This is a genomic window from Chroococcidiopsis sp., from assembly GCF_051657925.1.
In the GTDB taxonomy this organism is placed as follows: Bacteria; Cyanobacteriota; Cyanobacteriia; order Cyanobacteriales; family Chroococcidiopsidaceae; genus Chroococcidiopsis.
On record NZ_JBOFLP010000072.1, the window covers coordinates 1 to 21761 of the forward strand.

A 21761-nucleotide genomic window follows, 5' to 3' on the forward strand; every position below is an offset into this window, starting at 1 on the left:
GGATCGCTTCTTATAACCGTATTTTTACTATAATCGAGCAACTTGAGAGGATGATAACACCAACCAATATCTGAATTTAGTTGAAAAATTTCAACAATTTTTTCTACCTTCGTTCGGTCAAAAGCATCATCAGAATCTAAAATGCAAACAATTTCACCTTTGCTAGCAAGAAACCCTGTATTAAAAGCAGAAGCTTGTCCGCCATTTTCTTTGAAAATTGAAATAATTCGATCGCCGTATCCAGAAATCACGTTAGGAGAATTATCAGTAGAACCATCATCAACTACAATTACCTCAATGTTAGAATAAGTTTGGTTAAGGGCGCTGTCAATCGCTTCTCCTAAAAACTGACCGTAATTATAGTTATTAATAAGAATACTAACTAACGGATTTGTGACAGAACTACTGAATTTCGTTTCCAACATTATCTCCTAAACATAATGAGATCGATTAAGACACGGACGACTGGCTGTGAAATGGACAGATGAGGGATATGTTCCCAGTATTCCAGCACATAAGTTGCAGGCACTAGTTTATAGACATTTTCCTACAGCTACTTTAGTTTCTCTGCTTACAGATGCAAATGGGTTTAGAGATGATAAAGTAATAGTGAAAAGACTGCGATCGCATTTCTCGGTTGCAAATCAAATATGACTGCGAATCTCGACACGTTCGGTAGCGCGAGTGAGAGATCGAGCAGTAAGCACACCCATTAGGTGAGTGCAATATTCTGCTGAGATGTAGTTGTTAGAAAGGCTATCCAGTACTCTGCTAGCTTCCTGGCTTATAGACACGCTTTCTGCCGCCAGATTAGCCGCAGCCGCAATGTTTTTTGTTGTCGGTGCTTTGCCCTCCAGTGCTGCCTCGACCTGACGCAGACGGATAGCATGAGCATGAGCGCCAGTAACAGCGACACGGCATTTACTCACAATACCGCTGGACGATCGCCTAATCAAGCTCGCAATGCCACAAATAGTATAGCCACTGGCTGGGTGCTGGAACTTTTCGTAGGCACTATTAGTTCCGGTAACATAGGGTGGTAGATCGATCGAAGTGACGATTTCACCAGACTCCAGCCCCATATTGAAAGAGGCGTTGATGAACTCCTCAGCCAGAATCGCACGATGACTGCTTGAACCAATCGTGTTGAACGTTGCTTCTAGAACCAAAGCAGCGGCAGGCAGATCGCAGGCTAAGTCATGGTAGGTGAAGATGTCACCAATTCTGCCCCAGTTGCGGATCTGGGCATCTCCAATGCTCAACGCTGCTTCAGCCAGAGCGCGATAGTTTTCCTTGATCTTGAGGGCATTAGCGGTTTGGGCATAGGTAGTCATGGCACCAATTTGGACGACACCGTTCGGATCGCGATCGAGTTCGATCCCCTGCAAACCTTGAATTTTCCCTAGATCTACTAGTAATAAGGGAGAGACTCGACCTAGCTTCATTTCTCTCAGTAAGCTATGACCACCGGCAAGAATCTGCGCTCCTTCGTTCTCTTTTAGCAGATTCACCGCAGCTTCCAGAGTTTCAGGTGCAGCGTAGTCAAATTGAACTGGAATCATGTGATTTTATCCATTATCAGTTGTTCTGCGTTAGTAGAAAAAATTTAGTCGGAGTAGTAGATGGATTCTGTCCGTAACCCACGACTCACGATCTCGCGATCGCCCTACTCAAGAGTCATTATTCCTGGGGGTTTCACGCATCACCCGCCAAACTTTTTCCGGCGTTACAGGCATATCGATGTGAGCGACTCCCAAGTCGGAAAGAGCGTTACAAACAGCGTTGACGATCGCCGGAGGTACAGCCGTAATGCTGACATCACCTGCTCCCTTTGCTCCAAGAGGGTTATGAGGAGTAGGTGTGACAGTGCGATCGAGTTCAAACTTGGGTAACTGGGAAGCTTTCGCGATCGCGTATGTCGTAAATTCGTCCGTCAGAATTCGTCCGTCGCGATCGTATACAGCCTCTTCAAACAGGGCTTGACTGATCCCAAAATGGATATTACCGTGTGTTTGACCATCTACAATCATCGGGTTTCCCACATTGCCGAAGTCATCTACTGCTACATAACGAACGACTTCAACCTGACCAGTTTGTTCGTCAATTTCGACCAGAGCAATGTGAGTGCCAAAAGGATAATTAAAGTCTGGCGGATCGAAATAGGCGATCGCTTCCAACCCAGGTTCCATCCCTGCTGGTAAATCCCAAGCGTACCAAAGCGCCAGCGCAATCTCCTTTAAAGTTTTGAACTGCTCGGGCGCGCCTTTAACATAAAATTTACCTCGATCGGCTACCACCTCTGACTCTGCCACTTTAAAAATATGGGCTGCCATTTGACGTGCTTTCTCGTCGATCTTTTGGGTAGCTTTATACACTGTCGCTCCTTCCACGCTGAAGGAGCGCGAACCATAGCTTCCTTGTGCATAGATAGCACCCTTAGTATCGGAGTGCAGCACTTCAATTTGCTCTAAGTTAACACCAAGCTCCTCAGCAATAATCTGAGAAAAAGATGTCACCTGACCCTGACCGTGAGGTTGCGCCCCAGTAATAAGAGTGACATCACCCGTTGGGTGAACGCGAATGTGGGCGCTTCCCCAAGTACTCCCATTCAAACCTATGTCTCTAGCCATAAGGGGGCAGGGACCAACACCTGCGATCGCTACATATGAACCAATTCCAACTCCGAGACGTTTGCCGCGCGTTCTAGCTTCCACCTTCCGTTGTGCGACGTTGTTGTAATCGATCGTCGCTAGAGCTTTGTCGAGCGCTACCTCATAGTTACCAGAGTCATAAGTCCAGCCCAAACCGTTTTTATAGGGAAATCGATCGGCAGCAACCATATTTTTACGGCGTACTTCAGCAGGATCTATACCAATCCTCTGTGCGAAGAGATCGACCATGCGCTCGATCAGGAATATTGCCTCAGCACGACCAGCACCCCGAGCCGGACCATTGGGAACGAGGTTAGTAAACATACAGTAGACTTCATAGAAGGGATGCTCGATCGCATAGACTCCGGTAATGCTGCAACCTGTGAGTATCGCGGGAGCGCCTGGACCATTCGTAGCTGGGTAAGCTCCTAAATTGGCGTAGTTAGTGCAATGAAGGGCAGTAATCTGACCGTCTTTCGTCCCAGCTATAGTTACGTACTGGATTTGGTCGCGAGCTTGTACTGTAGAGCGGGCTAAGCCTCGGCGCGTGTCAACCCACTTGACAGGGCGACCTAGCTCCTTAGATAAAAAAAGTACAAGAGCCGTATCTGGGTAAAGATAACCTTTGGAACCAAAGCCGCCGCCAATATGGGGAGCGATGACACGCAGCTTGTTGTAGGGAATACCCATCACGAGTTGAGAGAGCAGAAAGCGGTTACCATGAGGAATTTGGGTATTCGTCCACAGAGTGTACTCCCCAGTCTCAGGGTTATAATCGCCGATGGAAGCGCGGAGTTCTACGGGATTATGAATCGCTCGTTGATAGCGAATTCTTTGCTTGACAACCACCTCAGCGTTGGCGATCGCCTGCTCCGTCGCCTGTTTATCCCCGTGAGAGATGTACTGGTTGAGATTGTTGGGTACTGTGTCGTGTAGTTGAGGCGCATCGGGCTGAAGTGCTTCTTCTGCATTGACGATCGCCGGCAACGGCTCGTATTTCACCTCGATCGCTGGCAGGGCATCATAGGCTTGCTGACGGGTTAAGGCTACCACCACTGCCACAAATTCGCCAATGTAACGAACCCTGTCTGTAGCTAGAACAGTTTGGGCTCCTGGTAGTCCGTAGGGGTATGAGGGAAAACGAGATTCTGCGCCACCAGGATTCATGATGCACGGTAGGGGCATAATTGAACTAGTATCAACTCCAGTAATCACCCGTACAACCCCAGGCATTCGCTCTGCGGCACTAGTATCTATACTTTGAATCAGTGCATGACCGTGTTCGCTATGCAAAATTGCCATGTGCAGCATATGAGGCAGCGTGATGTCGGCTGTAAACTTGGCTTCCCCTCGTAGAAGTTCTGGATCTTCGCGTCGCTTAACCGATGTCCCTAAGATTTTGTTAGCCATGCTGCTCCTCTTTTACGCTCGTGCTTAATTGTTTGCCGAGATCGCCCTTGCTTCTATCTCGCTCACCTTACTGAACGCTATATCCCCCATCGATCAGCATGTTATGTCCGGTGACGAAGGAAGCTGCTTTTGAACACAACCACACCACAGCTTCTGCTACCTCCTCTGGTTCGCCAACACGTCCTACGGGATGCGCTGCTGCAAGTTGAGTAACTATATCTTCAGTGGCGCTGTTTAACATATCGGTATTGATGGAACCAGGACTCACGACATTGATACGGATACCAGATTTGGCATACTCTATCGCTGCCGATCGCGTTAAAGCAAGGATTCCGCCTTTAGTCGCAGCATAAGCGGCATAACCCGCAAAGGCAACGATACTAGCGGCAGAAGCCAAGTTCACAATTGCGCCACTCTTTTGTTTGAGCATCGCTGGAATCTCGTACTTGAGACAAAGCCACGTTCCTTTGAGGTTGACGTTGATATGACGATCCCATTCATCTTCTGACACATCGGTGAGTAGACTAGATGCCGAGATAACACCAGCGCTGTTGCAGGCGCAGTCTAAACGACCGTAAGTATCCATCGTTTTGTTAACCAGCGCCTCTACTTCAGTAGCTTTTGACACATCAGTCTTGATGAAAAGGGCTTCACCTCCTGCCTCTTGTATGCGACGCACGGTCTCCTGTCCCTCGGCATCGCGACGGCTGGCAGCCACGACTTTCGCTCCAGCGCGTGCAAATGCAAGTGCTGTTGCCTGACCAATACCTGATGAAGCCCCAGTAACTAGGGCGACTTTTCCATACAATCGATCCGTCATGCCTTTGCTCCTTTTTGTCAGTTAAATTGATGCATTCAGCTCTAATGATTGTTGCGATTGGGTTAGGGAGTCGATGTCGTATCTTCTTGTGTAAGCTGAGACATCGAACCCAACGCGCGATCGCCCCGAGTCACCACATGGGGTTTAGCACGGAGGAAGCCTATATGGACAAAACTAGGTTTTTAAAAAAAGGCACTAAGATTGTGGAGATCCAGCGCTACTGCTAACTCTAGCAGTAACTGTGCGGATCTCCTCTTAAAAAGCTACAGGAGATATGCAGTCGATCCCCCAACCCCCTTGTTAAGGGGGCTTTATTCCTCCCTTTTTAAGGGAGGTTAGGAGGGATCGTCGAGATCTGAAACTTCAAGTGCGTAACTCCTGAAGCTAGTAGATGCAGTGGCTTTAGAGAATACTCGAACAGCTCCTCCAAAAGGTGCGCTACTTTTCCAGCACTATAAGCCATGACATATGCAAATAGGGTGCTTATGCTCACCCATAGACCTTTATTTTTTCAGGACAATAGGTGTCTGTTTGTAATGCTGCATTTCATCAACTGACTTAATGTAAGGAGATACCAATTGAAAAAACTTTGGGAAATACGAACTGTTCCGAAAACCCTGCATATGACCTTCAATGGAATCCCAATCAATGCGAAGAATATAACGATTTGGTTCCTCTACACAATGAGCCAGCTGATAGCCCAGACAGTTAGGAGATTCTGCTAAATATTGCTGTGCCTGTTCGTAAGCAGATTCAAAAGCACTTTCTTGACCAGCAGGAATGTTGTACCTAATGATTTCAATTACCATGAGGCTTTCTCCATAGATGAATTCAACGTGTACGGAAAAGAGCGTAGCGCGTTAGAAACGTAAGTTATTAACTCAATTAACAGTACTTGTACCCCCACCGTCCACTCGGAGGTTCGCACTGTTGATGAAATCTGAAAGGGGGCTTGCTACATAAGCAACAAGATTTGCGATGTCTTCAACCCGTGCCAAACGACCGACTTGGTTGTACCAAACCTCTTTGAGTACGTTTTTTTCAATCTCTGCCCAATCCGTACCCCAGCCTTTGACAGCTGCGGTTTCGCGGAAAAAACTCTCAAGTCCTGAAGTTCGGACAATGCCGGGGCTGATTGAATTGATCGTTACCCCCGTTTGTGCTAACTCCTTGGATAGGCTCACCGTCAAATTGAGGATTGCCGCTTTGGTAGCCGCGTAGTCGGGCATATTTGCAAAAGGCTGCGTCGCTTCGGTGCTGGCAATCTGGATAATACGCCCCCAGCCGAGTTCCTTCATTTGGGGTACTAGAAGGCGAATCATGCGCACCATAGAAACTACGTTGGCGTTGTACATTTGGAGCCATCCATCGGTTGGAGTATCCATCCAGCCTCGGTTGAGAAACATGCCCGCACAATTGACCAAAATATCCACGCCGCCAAGAGACTGCAACGCTTTGTCTGCGGTTTGATATGCGCCTTCATCCGTTGAGAGATCTCCAATGGCAACCACCGCCTTTCCACCGCCCGAGGTAATCTCCTGAGCTACTCGATTCGCCTGTTCTTCCTTTCGACCGTGTATGACAACGATCGCGCCTTCCTGAGCAAGCACCTTCGCAATGCCCTCACCAATACCGCTACTACTACCGGTAATCAGCGCCCGCTTGTCACGTAGCTGTAAATCCATAAACTTGACTCACAAAAAGTATTGTTTGTCGTTTGACTGTCTTACATTAAAGACTGCTCCTCCTAAAAAATGCAACTTTAATTTGGGGAAGTAACTATACTGTCTATACAGCCGTCCTCTCGATCGCACTTGCCAAACTCTCTTACCCCCAATCCCAATTATTTCCAGGTGTGCCAACTTCTAGGCTGGAACTTTAACTTTGTTTAATTTCTTAGCAAAGGCTTTGGCTACCGCATCAGAGGAATAAGGATTCTGCCCCGTGACAAGGTTGCGGTCTTCTACTACGTGCGAACCCCAGATAACATTCGCTTTCTCGTAAATGCCACCTAACCGCTCTATCTCAAACTGTAGTATGAAGGGTAGCATCCCTGCTATTGGTGTCACTAGTTCTTCTTCGTGGGAGAAGCAGGTCATGCGGTAGCCTTCAAACGGCCAGCGACCTTCGGGGGTTCTCAGCGCTAAAAGTCCGCTTCCTCCGTGGCAAACAGCTGCTATTGGCTTGTCCAACTCGATCGCCCAACGGAACAGTTGCGTCATCGCATCTGACTTCGGCATATCCTGCATCGCACCATGACCTCCACTCAGGAAAATACCATCGTAGGAAGCGATTTGTGCTTTAGTAAAGTCATCCAAATTCAGGGGTTTTTTGAGATCGGATGATGCTTCAATAAACTTGATAAACTCTTTGGCTTGCTCGGAGTCATCTACCTGCGATCCTACTGGTCTGACGTATGGCATGAAGTTCGGATCGATACTGGTTTTATCCACGCTTGGTGCAAGACCACCTATTGTCGCTACATCAACTTCATATCCCTCTTGCTTAAAGATCTGATAAGGAAGGACAAACTCCTCAGCCCAAAATCCCGAAGCATGTTTCTCTCCAGTTGATAGAGTGAGGGTGGCTGAGTTGGTCATCAGTATGAGAATCTTCATGGTATAAAATACACTCCTTGGTATTACAGTTGTAAATAGATAGAGCAAACAATTGTTAAGGCTTTTCTAGCCATGCGCGCCATTGATAAAAATCTTTTTTTGAGCCGCGCTGTAGCTCTTGAGCCGAGCGATCGCAATGACTAAAGGAATGTAGCATTGCTTGTTTAACAGCTTGTTTAACAGCTTGCGGTACAACATAGACGATGTGGTTATAGGTAAAGTCTTCCAAATAATCTCAGCTCGTGTCATTCATTAAGTTAACAATGCCTTAAAAACTAGTGGTTTAGTGAATATCTGCGATGATTCGATCCATACAGCGTTCTGCTAAAGCTGCGATCGTGTATGCAGGATTTGTACATCCTGTAGAGCCAGGAATCAGCGCACCATCGACAACATAAAGTCCTCGATAACCAGATACTTGCCCGTAGTCATCGCACGCTTTTCCTAGAACTGCTCCCCCCAGTGGATGGGCAGTGATAACAACATCAGTTTCAGAGGTAGGTCGGTTTGTGGTCGTGGGAGTATAAAATCTCATTTCCGTCACAGGCGTTTTGGTAGAAATGGCATTTTTACTGTCAAGAGTTTTGTAGGTTTTCTCTGTGTCTGCCATGAGTTGGGTTTCTCGGGGATAGTGTAACTTGACAGAATCTGTGGACGCATCATACGTGAAGGTTCCGCTGTGTGAGGGTAGACCCAAACCAAGACACTGTTGCGTTCCTTCAGGACTAGCCCAATTTTCAAGATTTATCAGTACTATCGGGCGATCGAGGTCATCGAAGTTTTCTAGCACTGCACCCGCGGGTCCTCCTTTACCAGATACAGGTGGTAAATTTGAACGAGTAGCAATGGTGTCGCCATTAGAACCCCAAAATTTACCGACGTAGTCATTTAATCTAGGTAATGAACCTGTTGCTTTAGCTTTGACCAAAAGTTTAGAAGTCCCCATAGATCCGGCTGCTAAAAATAAATAGCGACAGCGAAAAGATTTTTGTTCAACAACCTCTCCTGATTCATTTATTTGATTACATGAAACTTGGTAGCCAACTTCAGGATGTTCGGCAATCTCGATTGCTACATGTAGAGGAAGTATTTCTACGAAACCAGTTTTCTCGGCTTGGAATAAGTAATTGCGATCCAAGCTTTTTTTAGCGCCGCTATTGATCCCCCACCAATGGTCTCCGACAATAGTAGACTGTACTTTTGTTCCGTTAATTTCTTCACGAACTATATCCCAATCAACGGCTAGTTCTAGTAAATGATTGCGGAATCCTGCTTGAGTAGCATGTTGAATAAATAGCCGCGTCGTATCATAGTAAATAGTATTTAAAATATCTGGAGGAATTGGCGAAGGCTGTAAAATTGAATGGACGCGAGGATAATAAATTTCAGCCAATTCATCATAGCTAATCGAACTAGGAAAAACCTTTTGAAATAACTCGGGAATGGGTTGATAAATAATACTGTTATAAACTAATGACCCGCCTCCAACTCCAGCACCATTTAAAACAATAATTCCATCTTCAACTAAGGTTTCCATCACGCCTGTATGGACATCGATCGGCTGCCCGAATATAGTTGCTGGACTAAGCCAAGCGGCTCGACCATCAGGATTATGAGGAGTAGCAAAAGTATTTTGGGCAGGCGTAATCTGCCAACGACGACCTCGCTCTAGCACTACTGTATCGATACCTGCTTGTCCCAAGCGTAAAGCTGCAACGGCTCCGCCAAAACCACTACCGATAACAAGAGCTTCTACAGACTCATCACTTTTATGTAGCTTATGAACCATAAAACCTCCACATCACAATTTATGAGCTGTTGTGTATATATCTCACATTAATAATGTTGCTCTTGTCCTTTTTGGTCTGATTTAAGTGAATTTTGTTGATTCCAATATTTCAAATTTTAGATCTTGCAAAATACGATAACAAGAGTTAAATCTTTGAAGTAAGGGTGCATTCTTTACACTCTAAAATTAGCTGAAAAGTACATAATTGTAGTGAGTTTTTAAGCTCAAACTATTTGGGATTTGGCATCACTTTGAAGTCGCGCCGAAATGAAACTCATTGCATTTTTTAGGAATAGATTAATACCTACCGTGTGAAGAAAATTGAAGAATGGTTAGTATGCTGTTAGCTCTACAAAGCGGATTGCAAAAGCGGTACATGCATGATTGGTAGAGTGTCAACCACCATTCCAGTAGATAACACATCAGGCAAAGAATGGAGAATTTGAACAGCGATCGCAATCGTCATTGAGATCGCAAGCAATAGCAGAATGTTTCCAACTTTCATAACAATTTCTGTGGAATCAAACCAAATTTTTAGCGTGATGGAACACTTCTTCACTGAACCATTCAGTAGTGACTTTTAAATTGTGGACTGGTGTAGGCAGCATTTCCAGGTATGTTAGTTGACGGATTGCATGACCTATCCTGCCTTTAACTTCGTGCTTGTTAAATATTTCAGCAGCAGCCTCTTGCGTACCCAGTTTCATCAACGTTCCGCGCAAGAATACGCGACTAGCCTTGGGTTTCTCACCTACTGAAACAGCAACTAAGTTACGGGCGATCGCCTTCGCCTGCTGATAGGCAACCTGTGCCAGAGCTGGCTCGGGCTTGAGCAACGTCACGCAGTCGCCTCCAGCAAAAACTTCTGGATAGCCAACTAGGTTAAGGGTTGGCGTGATGAAGGGACGATCGTGCTTGTCGCGCTGCTCGTCGGAAATCGGGAGTTTTTTGACTAGTGGATTGATGGCTGTACCTGCCGTCCAAATCATCGTTTCAGCTTCAAGCACGGCAGGTTGGTTGTCGCGAGTATATTCCACTTTGCCTGAACTTAGAGCAGTGACAGCAGCTCCAGTCAATAGTTCAACTGGAACGACATGCTTCTGTAGAGCAGCATAAGCAGTCTCGCGCAAACAAGCGTTCACATCACCAGAGAGAATATTTTGACTGCGATTCATCAACACTAGCCGGATCTCGTGAGGATTGCCACCTAACTTGGCATACCAGTTAGGCAACAAATCCGCCAACGTGTTTGCTAGTTCGACACCCGTTGGACCTGCACCGATAACAGCAACTGTCAGTAATTTCTGGCGCAACTGGGAATCTTCAATTTGGCTGGCGCGTTGTAGAGACTGGCGTAAATGCTGACGTAGGGCGAGGACATCCAGCCCACTGCGAAACGGGAAAGAGTATTCTTCAGCTCCTGGAGTTCCAAAGTATCCCACTGTGCTTCCTACAGCAAGCACGAGATGAGTGTAGGTATAATGCAAGCCAGAAGCCAGTTCGACTTTGCGTCCGGCTAAGTCTATATGCTCAACGGTGTCCTGCACGAATGTCACACCACTTCCTTGAAGTAGTTCCTCATATTGGGGCCAAACCTGGTTTGCATCCATCTGCCCGTTGAGAAATTCAAATAGCAAGGGCTTAAAAACAAAACGCTCGGAGCGATCGATCAAAATTATCTGACCCGTATAGCCTAGATGACTCAAGTAAAGGGCAGTAAACAATCCAGTAAAACCACTACCCACGATCGCAGTTCGCAGCGTTGATTGGCTCATTTGACCTCCAAAGATGTACCAGATTGGGATGAAATCGATAAACTGAGCGGTAGCGGACGAAGTAAAAACTAAGCAGTTGATTAGTCCGTAAATCTTGGAATTAGGAGTGGCAATTTCGCTCTATAGATTAACTAAATAGTAAGAATTACCAAGTGCGGTCGCAAGGATCGCTCTTTCGGAGTAAGTCTGTATTCTTTGTACAAAAGAAGCGTAACAAATCGAGCGATCGCAACAATCTTCAGCCCAAGCTTTTATAGCCGAGCGAACTACATTTTGTTATTAATATTTCTAGCGATCGCAGGCGATCGTCATCTGAATTTGTTAAAAGCTGCTTCGCAAGCAATTTAATTTATTAGTTGGAAAACCACTCGAACAATTACCCAAATAATGTGGCGTTTTTGATGAAACCCTTTCTTCAGTGCATTTTTCCAGCTTTTGTTCTGTATTGAGCAAAAAAAAACAAACTTACTCAGAAATATTCACCCTAGTGACCTTACAGCCTCACTCTTAGAATGGGCGAGTATACATCGACCGCCAAACACGAGGCTAAATACTACCAGTGCGATCCCCTCATTGCTCAAATTCTTTTTTCATATACTTGAAACAGAAAAACTTTTCATTACTTAATCTTTTTTAATTTTTATTGACACTTAATATTGTTTAGAAACACAAAGCTACGACTTTATTTCTACTTAATATTTAGTAAAAAATATCAAGTCAAAGTAAAAAAAGTAAAACTATACTAATGGAAAATTAAAATGAAATACAACGCTTTACTAACAGCAAAAGTACTAGGTGTAGCCCTTCTAGCTTCCACCTTCACTAGTGGCTGCAAATCGAGTACGCTTCCTGCTACAGCAAGCAAATCCCCTGCTGCTATTCCTATCAAGTTGCAAACACTCAAATCTAGTTTAGTTCAAGATAATTCTGAATTTGTCGGCACGTTAGAAGCTGTCAAGAGAGTTGTCCTACAACCAGAGATTGAGGGTCGGATTGTCAAAATTCACGTCTCCAATGGAGATCGAGTTGACAAGGGAACGCCAATTGTACAGCTCCGCTCCGATCGCACTCAAGCCGAATATGCCAGTGCTACTGCTAAGGTCAACTCTGCTAGAGCAGTCAGCATCACTGCTTTAGCGCAACTAAAAGCAGCAGAAGCTAACAAAATTAAAGCTGCATCAGAAGTAGAACTTCAGAAAATACAGTATCAGCGAGCCGAGCGACTAGTCAACGAAGGAGTACAAGCTAGGCAGCAATTAGATATTGCGCATAGAGATTTGAATACAGCCATTGCAGCCCTCCACGCTGCTGAGGAAGATGTAGAAGCTGCCAAATCCAGCTCTAATCAGATGAAGACTGAAATTAAGCAGGCTCAAGCAGAAGCAAATGCTGTCAATGTTTCTCTTCAGTACAAACAAGTGCTAGCGCCGATCGCAGGCGTAGTTGGAGATTTTCCTGTCAAAGTGGGAGACTACGTTAATATTGGTCAAACTCTGACCAACATCACCCAGAACGACTCCGTAGACCTACGGCTCTCGGTTCCGATCAAACACTCATCCCAACTAAAATTAGGGTTGCCTGTAGAATTGATCGACCCCAACACAAATAAGCGCATAGCCACAGGCAGTGTTTCTTTTGTTAACCCTCAAGTCAACACTGGGGATCAAGCAATCTTAGCTAAGGCTCGCTTTTCTAATCGTAATGGTAATTTACGTGATGGGGAATTTGTCAAAGCAAGAGCGATTTGGAGCCAAAGCCCTGGAGTCTTAATCCCTACAGATGCCGTATTTACGATCGGTGACCAAAGCTTTGTTTATAGCGTTGAGCAACAAGGGAGCAAAACAGTTGTGCGGCAAAAGCCCGTACGGTTGGGAAACATCAAAGGTCAGAATTACCAAGTACTCAATGGAGTTAAGCCAGGAGAAAAGATTGCTATCACGGAAATTTTGAACTTAAGAGATAACGCTCCCGTTCAGCCGATAGCGTCTGAATCCTAAATTCTAAGCAATAGCTCTGTTCTACTGTCCCAACACTTCCACTGTCCCAACAATTAATAGGAACTCCTGGACTATGCTGTTGAGTATTGCTAACACTTTCATCAAAAGACCGATCTTAACTACAGTTTGCACTGTACTGATTCTTTTGATCGGCGGAATTTGTATTCCCCTGCTTCCTTTGGATAAGCTGCCGGAAATGGCTCTAAAGCAGGTGACTGTAACTGCTAACTATCTGGGTAGTGATGCCAAAACCTCTGAGGAAAACGTCACCACCGTTCTGGAGCGACAAATCAATGGCACAGAGCGGGTCGTATATATGTCCTCTCAAACGACGAATAATGGTGATACAAGTATCAACATCTCTTTCCCAACGGAAATGGATAGGAACACCGCTCAAGTTCTTGTCCAAAATAATGTTGCCGTTTCTCAAGCCGAGTTACCGGAAGAGGTGAACCGAACTGGTGTCATCACCCAAAAACAATCTCCAACAATTACGATTGCTTACGCCTTTTATTCCGACAAGGATAAGAACGATCGATTCACATACAATCCTGTTTTCGTGAGTAACTATGTCGATCGCCAAATTCTCGATGAAATCAAGCGGATCGAGGGGGTGGGTAACGCCGTAATTCTGGGAGAACGGAAGTATGCCATGCGTATCTGGCTTGACCCCGATGCCCTTGCCGCTAGACAATTGACGGCTCAGGATGCGATCGATGCCATTTCAGAACAGAATATTCAGGTAGGAGCAGGGAGAATTGGTCAGCAGCCCACTCCCTCCGAGCAGCGTTACGAATTTGCTCTGAGAGCAGCCGGTCGATTCACGACTCCCGAAGAAGCTGAAAATACAGTGGTGAAAGTAGGTGCGGATGGTACGCTGATCAGAATTAAAGATGTGGGTCGAGCGGAAATAGGGGCGCAAGATTATAGCACCAACGCTATGTTCGATGGCGCGCCAGCAGTCGGTCTTTTAGTCTACCAACTTCCTGGTACAAATGCCTGGAACACGGCTAAGTTGGTCAAAGAAAAAATGGCGGAGCTAGAACAGAATTTTCCGCCTGGATTGAAAGCGGCAGTCGCCTTAGACAATACTTTATTCGTGGCAGCTTCCCTCGACGAAGCCTTCAAAACCCTAATCGATGCGATCGCGTTGGTGTTCTTAGTCATCTTCATCTTTTTGCAGGACTGGCGCACCACCATCGTTCCTGCTATTGCCATTCCAGTGTCGCTAGTTGGAGCAATGGCTTTAGCATTTGTATTAGGGTTTAGTCTCAATCAACTGACTTTATTTGGCATCATCTTAGCAACTGGTCTCGTGGTAGATGATGGAATTGTTGTGGTAGAGGCAATATCTGCAAAATTAGCTCAAGGAATGAAACCACTGCAAGCAGCTTTAGATGCTATGGGGGAACTGACAGGGGCAGTTGTCGCGACATCAGTTGTACTCATGGCGGTTTTTATTCCCGTGACTTTCTTCCCTGGTACGACAGGAATTGTTTATAAGCAATTTGCTCTGGTTATTGCTTTCTCGATCGCCATTTCTACCTTTAACGCCCTGAGCTTTTCTCCTAGTATGTCAGCTATTATCCTGCGAAGTCAGGAGGAAGTACACGGACCTTTGGGAGTGTTTTTTCGTTGGTTTAATCAGGTTTTTGACTGGTTTAAAACGGGATATACCAAGACAGTAGAATTTCTGATTCGGATTCGGCTGCTTGTCATTCCTGTTTTTATTGCCGGATTGATCGCGACGGGTTGGATCTATCAGACAACTCCCCAAGGGTTTATCCCTGAAGAGGATCAGGGCTATTTGTTTGCTATCGTCGAAGCTCCAGCGGGGGTTTCTTTAAACTATAGTGCCGAGCTACTGACGCGAATTACTAAAGAAGTGATGCTGCCGTTACCCGAAGTCGAACATGCATTTGGTACTGCTGGCTATGGGTTTGAAGGAAATGCTAGTAACAAGACACTTCTATTTGTCAAGTTGAAAAACTGGGAGGAGCGTCCTGGTGCAGATAAATCAGTTTTTGGGATTCTGCAAAAGGTTAACCAAGGGTTACAGGCAAAAGTTCCAGAAGCTCGGGCAATTGCAGTCAACGCACCGCCAGTAGATGGACTAGGTTCTACAGGTGGATTTGAGTTATACATCCAAAATAAAGCCGCTCTTCCTATGGAAGCGCTGATCGACAATACCCAAAAGGCGATCGCCGCAGCTCAGAAACGACCAGAATTGGCGGGAGTGTTTACTCAATTTACCTTTGGTACGCCAATGATGCAAATTTCCATCGATCGCAGCCAAGCTAAAGCACAGAACATCGAAATTAACGACATTTTCAATACCTTACAGACATATTTAGGCGCACGATACATTAACCAATACGTTCTTGGCGGGCGGCTGTATCGAGTTTATGCCCAGGCGGAAGGAACGGTGCGCTCTAATCCCGAGGATATAAGTCGTTTGTACGTACGCTCTCAAGATAATAACCTAGTTCAACTGAGCAATGTCGTGAACTTGACAAGATTGAACTATCCGCCAATTGTGAGCCATTACAACGCCTATCCTGCAATCAAAATCCAAGGCGCAGCAGCACCAGGCTACAGTACAGGACAAGCCATGCAAGCGATGGAAGAGGTCGCTCAAGAAGTGTTGCAACCAGGATTTGGCTACGCCTGGACGGGAACTGCTTTTCAGGAAAAATCCTCTGGGGGTGCTGCACCGATTATTTTTGGTTTAGCTTTTGTGATGGTTTTTCTGGTGCTAGCCGCTCAGTATGAAAGCTACGTCGATCCCACCATCATTATGATTACAGTACCCTTGGCGATCTTGGGTGCCATTGGTGCAGTTGTCATACGGGCAAATATTTTTCAAGCTGGTGGAGTTTGGCCAGTGGTTAACAATAATATCTATGCCCAGGTAGCTTTGGTGATGTTGATTGGTCTGGCGAGTAAGAACGCAATTCTGATTGTAGAGTTTGCTAACCAGTCGTTAGAGACAGGTATGGATATTACCCAGGCAGCAATTCGAGCTGCTAAAGAACGCTTGCGACCGATTTTGATGACTGCCTTTGCTGGTCTCGTCGGTTTCTGGCCTCTGGTGATTGCTAAAGGAGCTGGAGCAATGAGTCGTTGGTCTTTAGGGACAGCGCTCTTTGGTGGCTACCTCATTTCGACAATCTTAAGCTTGTTTTTAGTACCAGTTCTGTACGTCACGATCAAGAAACTAGAAGAGCGTTTCTTAAAATCAGGTAAATCAGGTTTACCTGGCGAGTCAGGACAGTTTCAACAACCGCAGGTTCAAGACGAGAGGGAGCAGGTTCTTCCCAATTTTCAAGCTTCTTCTCAAAACGAATGAACTATTCGATTTATTCAAGTAGTATTCCGAGGTAACGGTAATGTTTCGTAAATGGAATTTCAACGACTATCTTAACCACATTTTGTTTGCTGTCACCATTTTCTATCTGTTCTATTCCTTTTTCTTACACCACTAATCCAATTTACTCTATAGGACAACTATGAAGCTCAGGCTAATTATTTTTTCAGGAATTATGACTGCTCTCGTCGGCGTAGTTGTTAGTTTAGCTGCTACCAAAATTGGTCAGCGTAACTTTAATCAACTTCAATACGAAAGCCAATCTTACCAGAACTTGCATAAAAAATATGCTTTGATTGGTGCTAGTTTAGGGTTCCTTGTCGGTGCTGGACAAGAATGCCTTCGAGAGCTGAAAACTGCAAGGGATAGAGAAATAGAGCAATAAAATAAGTAGCAGCTCGTTTGTTTATCCGATCGGGAACTCAAGTCAAGTAATTTAATAGGAATCTAATGTCTACTACACATGAGTCTGAAGTCATTGCTCGTTTAGCCGCGATGGAAGAGCAATTACAGCAATTCAACCAGCTTTTCTCTTGCCTTAGCGAACGAGTTACGCAGTCAGAGGATGATTTGCGACTAGTTGCAGATATCCACAAATACAAAAAGCTACGAGATTTATTAGCAGCAGGAAATTTACAAGAAGCGGACTGGGAAACTATTCGGGTCATCCTTGCGATAACAGGGCAGCGAGAGCTTGAATCTATCACCCCTGAAGACGTGAAGCGGTTTCCCTGTAACGAACTGCACGTAATTGACAGCCTCTGGACAACTTATAGCAAGGGTCGCTTTGGCTTCAGCGTGCAGATGCAGATTTATCAAAACGTAGGTGGTTCTCTTAATACCACTATTGCCCAGGATAATACAGTTATCGAACGCTTCGGCGATCGCATAGGCTGGCGCGTCGATGGCAAATGGCAAAAATGCGATCGCCTCGATTACACTCTTGCTGCGCCGATAGGCTGCCATCCCTCGCGGTGGTGGAATTCGCCCTTTGGTTCAAAAATGACTAACTATTTCTTCAATCGTCTGCTCACATGCAATCTCTAGATCGGCAACAGCATAGCTAAAATTGCTATGTTTTCGTGCCGATCGAGAAATTATTAGATGTTAACTCGTTCGCAATCTTATACTCGCCAAGAACAACTGCTGCTGGGAGCAACTGCAATTAACTCTTCAACATTTTGTAGCATAGTGTTGCAAATTACATCTAAGGGTAAGTCATTTGCATCATACCCAAAAGGTTCTTCTATTTCTGAGCCAATTTGTTCAATACTTAACAAGGTGAAACTTACAAAAGCCATAATTAAACCAGTCCACCAAGTCAAGTTTTTCACTAATTCAAGCGGTAATATCAAACAATAGATTAATACCAGCAGTCTAAATTTAATGGAATAGATTAAAGGTAGTGGTGTTTTCAAAATGCGTTCGCAGCCTCCCAAAATGTTGATTAACTCATCTAACAGAGCGTGTAAAGCAGTTAATTGATAGATATTCACACAATTACGTTCGTACTGATGTTGCAGATAATCCCTAATCCAAAAGACAATCTGTAGTGGAGAATGGCGAACAGTTTTGAGTTTAAAGTACTGATTTTCAGACATCAATGAGGCTAACTGCTTGTCCATTACTTCTGCTCTTAGATGTAATTTCATAGCAATTGGAAAAGCAACTAACAGTTTGAGAATTGCCTCTTTTTCTACTCTTTCTTGAGGCGAGCTATCTTTGATAACTATGTAAATTCCCTGAGCTAAGTTCCGAACCGTATTGACTAGCCTTCCCCAAAGCTTGCGGGCTTCCCAAAAGCGATCGTGAGCTGTATTCGTGCGAAAAACTAACAATAAAGTTAGCCCCACGTTGAAACTTAAAATGGCATTAGTAATGACACCATTTTTTTCGGGAAATACTATATCCGTGTCAAAATAGTGGATTAATGATATGAAAAAACCATATCCACTACAAAAAAGTACCCAAGGAAAAATGACGGGAATAACTGTTCTTTCAAGCCGTAAAATGACTTGAAACCAATTTAGTGTTTCACCAGTGTACAGGTGATGCTTTCCTTTAAATGTGTTTCTTGCCTTATTGAGCAAACGTTTGCACTGCTCTAGGGCATTATTAGGCTTGATAAAGTTCATATTTTACAACTCCATTAACTCCGATAAACCTGAGTGCGTACCAGCAGCCAATACTTCTCGGTTAGAGTACATAGTCCTTGGAGATTCCCCTTAATCCCCTTTGGAAAGGGGGAAAAAAGCTATTCTTAGCCCCCCTTAAAAAGGGGGGTTGGGGGGATCGAATCTTAACTGAGCAGTATTGTGTCAGCAGCTATAGGGTCAGGTACAGGCAGTGGGTCTTTAATCGGGACAAATTGACCTAAGTTGGCATTGTAGGCAATAACATTTCCACTCTCAATCTCATAAACCCAGGCATGAAGAAAGAGTTGCCCCGATCGCAGTCGAGAGCGAATGACTGGGTAAGTCTCTAAGTTTTCTATCTGCGTCAAAACGTTTTCCTTAACGGTAAGACTTAAAAGTTCCTCACCTTCATATTCTTGATAGTTATCCTGAACTAGGCGACGAGTAGCTGCTGCATAATGCTGTAACCATTCGTAAACCAAAGGCATCTCTTGAGCGAGGCTACCTAATTGCAACAACCCCTTCATAGCGCCGCAGTGAGAATGACCGCAGATAATAATATCTTTAATCCCTAAAGCCTGAATCGCATATTCAATTGCTGCGGCTTCAGTAAAATTTGCAGTACCAAAAGGTGGAACGATGTTACCAACATTGCGAATGACAAACAGTTCGCCTGGTTGAGTTTGAGTAATCAGATTTGGATCGATTCGAGAGTCAGAGCAAGTGATAAAGAGTACCTGGGGAGCCTGACCTTGAGCCAGCCGCCCAAACATCTCTTGGTGAGAGCAAAAGTAATTGATGCGGAACTTCTCTACACCTTTAACCATATCTTGCATGGACATTGCTTGATACCTCGCTAAATGGATAACTACAGGAGAGCGGGCAAACAAATACGTATATTTAAAAACTTATTTCTATAATTTTTTTAATGAATTCATTAATTTAGTCGTAGCGACATTTATTTTTACGATCGCCTTCTCTATTCCAGTTTAAATTTACTTAAAAGAGCGCTGTCAGTCAATCCAATCGGAGGCGATCGCAAAGTATCTTATCTGACAAGATTGCACTGCACATATCGCATGTATGGATTTCTAACTGAGCATTTCTCGGAGCCTTAAATAAAATACGTTGTCCTGAAAAAATAACGCGCTCAAAGTGACAATCTGAAACATTTGTAATTCTGAGAATCTGAATTTTTCGAGTGCTATTCACATAGCAACAAAGAATCTGTAGAGAACGCTGAGTTTGTGGAGGAGCAAATATAAGAGCCATCTGTTACAATTTTCCTACCAAATCAAATTGTCAGATTCAGTCCATCGCATTCACACCAATACAGTCATGAAACATAAAATGTTTCTTATTAAAACAAAATACTTTTACTAGTTTTAAAACTATTTGACTTGAAACCGCTTAAACAGCTGAGTAAATCGGTAACAGAGCCTTCGGCTAGAAAACTATATTTTTCATTAAGATCGAATGATTTAACGACAATCTCTTCAAAGTTTGGATCGCTGACAATCCGATTAAATATTGGTCCATTGAAATAATCAAAAACACTTGCTTCATCCTCAAACAGATAAATACCCCCTGCTTTTGAAGTAGTTTCATTGTTAATCATCCAAATTTTCTGGATTAGCCCCGGAACTTGAGCAAGCGCTTGGGTAAAGTCCAGCATGACTGTTCTACTACTAGCTGTTTTCTTCTGCGAGCGATCGCGCTTGAAGTCGATTTGAATAATTTTTGCCATTTTTCTCATCAACTCGATTGATTGAAACAAGGCGTACTGCGTCTACGGTCATCGCGGCTTAAATAAACAAGGTTAAATAAAAGCTATATCTAAGCATTAGCTTGTCTATTTAAGTAAGAGAATTTATGAACTAAACTGTCCAGACAAAACTTTGCTTAAGGGTACTTGTTACAGACTATTAGAAGGTAGCGATCGCATTACTTTCTCTCCCGTTCTGGCTTCTATTACTACCTTTTTAATTGCGGCAGTACGCAAGAGTCAAAAGCGCTTTTTCTCAGCTCTCGATTGGCTGACCAATTGTGGTTTCATAAATATGAAAAAGCGGAATGTATTGTGAAAGACATAGATCGTATACACAATACGTTCCGCACTGCTTCCGTCATTGGTTGTTAGGAACGTGACTTTGTATTAGTTTATGTCTCTCTAAATACAAACACAAGGGCTAAACTTTGGGGACAAGTCTGCTATCTTTTTTCTGGCTCTCAATTGAAGTGAAGACTAGCAGATTTATTCCGTCTCTACTTGCTAAAAGTTCCAGTTAGTTTCTTTAACTGAAGATATGCTTCTTCTGGAGACAGAGCAGCAGATTCTTTTTCGTTAGGAATGTAGAATTCCCAACTATCTGGAAAGTGGCGGACGACAAAACTTGGAATTAACCCTAACTTAATTGCCTTTTTTGCTAATTCTTCTGCTTGTTCTGCCAGAGTAATTTCATCGTGAAATAGATGTTGATTCATGAGTTGAATAAACTCCAATAGATATCATTTACAAGTGCCTACAGAAAAGCCTCATTCAAGTTTTCTTGACCGATTGTTATGTTCTGATACAGAATCTCAACAATCTCTTGTATACAAACCTGTAGTCTTTGAGCTTCTACAGCAGTTATAGTTTTGGCTCTTTGCTCAATCAGATTGCTTGGCTTTTCCTCTTTCAGGTCTACTTGCAAAAGTGGAACGCTCCTACTTTGATATTTTCTCCGCCAAGCTTGTGGAGTCAATCCGTGGAACCGGAGAAACAAGCGACTGAAATGCCGTCTATCAAAATAACCTACTGCTTCAGCAATCTGCTCTACTGACTGACCAGTTTCAAGTAATAGACAGCGTGCTTCTGCCATGCGGCGTTCTACAATCCAGCTCAGCACAGTTTTTCCAGTTTCCCGTCGTACAAGGTCAGTCAAGTACGCCGGAGAACGACCAACCGCTTCAGCTACCTCTCGCAGACTAATTGAATCGCAATAACGTGCTTCGATAAATTCAAAAACTTTACTCAAAAGAGGATGAGACTGAAGCAAGAACTTTTGAAATCCCACCATTCTAGCATTTTCAATCAGCGAGTCTATATCGACAGTGTGGAATTCTTGGCTCTCAAGTAAGCGATTAGAGTTCATAAAATCACACCCATTACTTAAAGAAACTGCAACTTTCTTCTTGGCTTTTCCTACATTCAATCGAA

21 protein-coding genes are annotated in these 21761 nt (G+C 44.2%); 4 read left to right on the forward strand and 17 right to left on the reverse strand.

The window, feature by feature from the left end:
• The 11 genes from ACRC32_RS05480 to ACRC32_RS05530 form a co-directional block, all read right to left on the reverse strand.
• On the reverse strand, window positions 1-425 hold a 425-nt coding region (locus tag ACRC32_RS05480; protein WP_438553043.1), incomplete at its 3' end, for a glycosyltransferase family 2 protein.
• 219 nt (window positions 426-644) lie between these two features.
• Window positions 645-1562, reverse strand: a complete 918-nt coding sequence (locus ACRC32_RS05485) for an FAD binding domain-containing protein (protein ID WP_438553044.1) — start codon at window positions 1560-1562, stop codon at window positions 645-647.
• Window positions 1563-1670: 108 nt separating this feature from the next.
• Complete coding sequence (locus tag ACRC32_RS05490; protein WP_438553045.1) at window positions 1671-4061, reverse strand: xanthine dehydrogenase family protein molybdopterin-binding subunit; 2391 nt, start codon at window positions 4059-4061, stop codon at window positions 1671-1673.
• A gap of 67 nt (window positions 4062-4128) precedes the next feature.
• On the reverse strand, window positions 4129-4881 hold the full coding sequence (locus ACRC32_RS05495) for an SDR family oxidoreductase (protein ID WP_438553046.1): 753 nt from the start codon (window positions 4879-4881) through the stop codon (window positions 4129-4131).
• 503 nt (window positions 4882-5384) lie between these two features.
• Window positions 5385-5690, reverse strand: coding sequence for an antibiotic biosynthesis monooxygenase family protein (locus tag ACRC32_RS05500; protein WP_438553047.1), 306 nt, complete (start codon window positions 5688-5690; stop codon window positions 5385-5387).
• Window positions 5691-5762: 72 nt separating this feature from the next.
• The gene (locus ACRC32_RS05505; RefSeq protein ID WP_438553048.1) at window positions 5763-6566 is read right to left on the reverse strand and encodes an SDR family NAD(P)-dependent oxidoreductase; all 804 of its coding nucleotides are present in this window, start codon (window positions 6564-6566) and stop codon (window positions 5763-5765) included.
• Window positions 6567-6746: 180 nt separating this feature from the next.
• A complete protein-coding gene (locus ACRC32_RS05510; protein WP_438553049.1) occupies window positions 6747-7499 on the reverse strand; it encodes a type 1 glutamine amidotransferase domain-containing protein in 753 nt (250 codons plus the stop codon).
• A 66-nt stretch (window positions 7500-7565) separates the two neighbouring features.
• Window positions 7566-7748: a hypothetical protein gene (locus tag ACRC32_RS05515; protein ID WP_438553050.1), complete on the reverse strand. Its 183-nt coding sequence runs from the start codon at window positions 7746-7748 to the stop codon at window positions 7566-7568.
• 34 nt (window positions 7749-7782) lie between these two features.
• Window positions 7783-9288, reverse strand: coding sequence for a GMC oxidoreductase (locus ACRC32_RS05520; protein WP_438553051.1), 1506 nt, complete (start codon window positions 9286-9288; stop codon window positions 7783-7785).
• A 349-nt stretch (window positions 9289-9637) separates the two neighbouring features.
• The gene (locus ACRC32_RS05525) at window positions 9638-9793 is read right to left on the reverse strand and encodes a hypothetical protein (RefSeq protein ID WP_438553052.1); all 156 of its coding nucleotides are present in this window, start codon (window positions 9791-9793) and stop codon (window positions 9638-9640) included.
• Window positions 9794-9809: 16 nt separating this feature from the next.
• Window positions 9810-11063 (reverse strand): NAD(P)/FAD-dependent oxidoreductase, encoded by a 1254-nt coding sequence (locus ACRC32_RS05530; protein ID WP_438553053.1) that lies wholly within the window; start codon window positions 11061-11063, stop codon window positions 9810-9812.
• 758 nt (window positions 11064-11821) lie between these two features.
• Here ACRC32_RS05530 and ACRC32_RS05535 point away from each other — a divergent pair.
• From ACRC32_RS05535 to ACRC32_RS05550, 4 genes are all read left to right on the forward strand, one after another.
• Window positions 11822-13060: an efflux RND transporter periplasmic adaptor subunit gene (locus ACRC32_RS05535; RefSeq protein ID WP_438553054.1), complete on the forward strand. Its 1239-nt coding sequence runs from the start codon at window positions 11822-11824 to the stop codon at window positions 13058-13060.
• 73 nt (window positions 13061-13133) lie between these two features.
• Window positions 13134-16409, forward strand: coding sequence for an efflux RND transporter permease subunit (locus ACRC32_RS05540; RefSeq protein ID WP_438553055.1), 3276 nt, complete (start codon window positions 13134-13136; stop codon window positions 16407-16409).
• A gap of 160 nt (window positions 16410-16569) precedes the next feature.
• A complete protein-coding gene (locus ACRC32_RS05545) occupies window positions 16570-16812 on the forward strand; it encodes a hypothetical protein (protein ID WP_438553056.1) in 243 nt (80 codons plus the stop codon).
• A gap of 65 nt (window positions 16813-16877) precedes the next feature.
• Entirely contained in the window at window positions 16878-17474 is a 597-nt protein-coding gene (locus ACRC32_RS05550; protein WP_438553057.1) for a GUN4 domain-containing protein, read from the forward strand.
• Between the two features lie 77 nt (window positions 17475-17551).
• Here the strand turns inward: ACRC32_RS05550 and ACRC32_RS05555 are convergent, their stop codons facing one another.
• From ACRC32_RS05555 to ACRC32_RS05580, 6 genes are all read right to left on the reverse strand, one after another.
• Window positions 17552-18562, reverse strand: coding sequence for a bestrophin family protein (locus ACRC32_RS05555; RefSeq protein WP_192158240.1), 1011 nt, complete (start codon window positions 18560-18562; stop codon window positions 17552-17554).
• Between the two features lie 164 nt (window positions 18563-18726).
• Window positions 18727-19404: a carbonic anhydrase gene (locus ACRC32_RS05560; RefSeq protein WP_438553058.1), complete on the reverse strand. Its 678-nt coding sequence runs from the start codon at window positions 19402-19404 to the stop codon at window positions 18727-18729.
• A gap of 175 nt (window positions 19405-19579) precedes the next feature.
• The gene (locus ACRC32_RS05565) at window positions 19580-19834 is read right to left on the reverse strand and encodes a DUF1830 domain-containing protein (protein WP_438553059.1); all 255 of its coding nucleotides are present in this window, start codon (window positions 19832-19834) and stop codon (window positions 19580-19582) included.
• 88 nt (window positions 19835-19922) lie between these two features.
• On the reverse strand, window positions 19923-20300 hold the full coding sequence (locus ACRC32_RS05570; RefSeq protein WP_438553062.1) for a YdhR family protein: 378 nt from the start codon (window positions 20298-20300) through the stop codon (window positions 19923-19925).
• Between the two features lie 527 nt (window positions 20301-20827).
• The gene (locus tag ACRC32_RS05575) at window positions 20828-21046 is read right to left on the reverse strand and encodes a hypothetical protein (protein ID WP_438553060.1); all 219 of its coding nucleotides are present in this window, start codon (window positions 21044-21046) and stop codon (window positions 20828-20830) included.
• 38 nt (window positions 21047-21084) lie between these two features.
• The coding region (locus tag ACRC32_RS05580; protein WP_438553061.1) for a helix-turn-helix domain-containing protein at window positions 21085-21761 on the reverse strand (677 nt) is incomplete at its 5' end.

Excerpts from the sequence above, each read along its gene's own strand:
- ACRC32_RS05485 (WP_438553044.1), bottom strand. The coding sequence starts at position 1,562 with ATGATTCCAGTTCAATTTGACTACGCTGCACCTGAAACTCTGGAAGCT.
- ACRC32_RS05490 (WP_438553045.1), bottom strand. The coding sequence starts at position 4,061 with ATGGCTAACAAAATCTTAGGGACATCGGTTAAGCGACGCGAAGATCCA.
- ACRC32_RS05495 (WP_438553046.1), bottom strand. The coding sequence starts at position 4,881 with ATGACGGATCGATTGTATGGAAAAGTCGCCCTAGTTACTGGGGCTTCA.
- ACRC32_RS05500 (WP_438553047.1), bottom strand. The coding sequence starts at position 5,690 with ATGGTAATTGAAATCATTAGGTACAACATTCCTGCTGGTCAAGAAAGT.
- ACRC32_RS05505 (WP_438553048.1), bottom strand. The coding sequence starts at position 6,566 with ATGGATTTACAGCTACGTGACAAGCGGGCGCTGATTACCGGTAGTAGT.
- ACRC32_RS05510 (WP_438553049.1), bottom strand. The coding sequence starts at position 7,499 with ATGAAGATTCTCATACTGATGACCAACTCAGCCACCCTCACTCTATCA.
- ACRC32_RS05515 (WP_438553050.1), bottom strand. The coding sequence starts at position 7,748 with ATGACACGAGCTGAGATTATTTGGAAGACTTTACCTATAACCACATCG.
- ACRC32_RS05520 (WP_438553051.1), bottom strand. The coding sequence starts at position 9,288 with ATGGTTCATAAGCTACATAAAAGTGATGAGTCTGTAGAAGCTCTTGTT.
- ACRC32_RS05525 (WP_438553052.1), bottom strand. The coding sequence starts at position 9,793 with ATGAAAGTTGGAAACATTCTGCTATTGCTTGCGATCTCAATGACGATT.
- ACRC32_RS05530 (WP_438553053.1), bottom strand. The coding sequence starts at position 11,063 with ATGAGCCAATCAACGCTGCGAACTGCGATCGTGGGTAGTGGTTTTACT.
- ACRC32_RS05535 (WP_438553054.1), top strand. The coding sequence starts at position 11,822 with ATGAAATACAACGCTTTACTAACAGCAAAAGTACTAGGTGTAGCCCTT.
- ACRC32_RS05540 (WP_438553055.1), top strand. The coding sequence starts at position 13,134 with ATGCTGTTGAGTATTGCTAACACTTTCATCAAAAGACCGATCTTAACT.
- ACRC32_RS05545 (WP_438553056.1), top strand. The coding sequence starts at position 16,570 with ATGAAGCTCAGGCTAATTATTTTTTCAGGAATTATGACTGCTCTCGTC.
- ACRC32_RS05550 (WP_438553057.1), top strand. The coding sequence starts at position 16,878 with ATGTCTACTACACATGAGTCTGAAGTCATTGCTCGTTTAGCCGCGATG.
- ACRC32_RS05555 (WP_192158240.1), bottom strand. The coding sequence starts at position 18,562 with ATGAACTTTATCAAGCCTAATAATGCCCTAGAGCAGTGCAAACGTTTG.
- ACRC32_RS05560 (WP_438553058.1), bottom strand. The coding sequence starts at position 19,404 with ATGTCCATGCAAGATATGGTTAAAGGTGTAGAGAAGTTCCGCATCAAT.
- ACRC32_RS05565 (WP_438553059.1), bottom strand. The coding sequence starts at position 19,834 with ATGGCTCTTATATTTGCTCCTCCACAAACTCAGCGTTCTCTACAGATT.
- ACRC32_RS05575 (WP_438553060.1), bottom strand. The coding sequence starts at position 21,046 with ATGAATCAACATCTATTTCACGATGAAATTACTCTGGCAGAACAAGCA.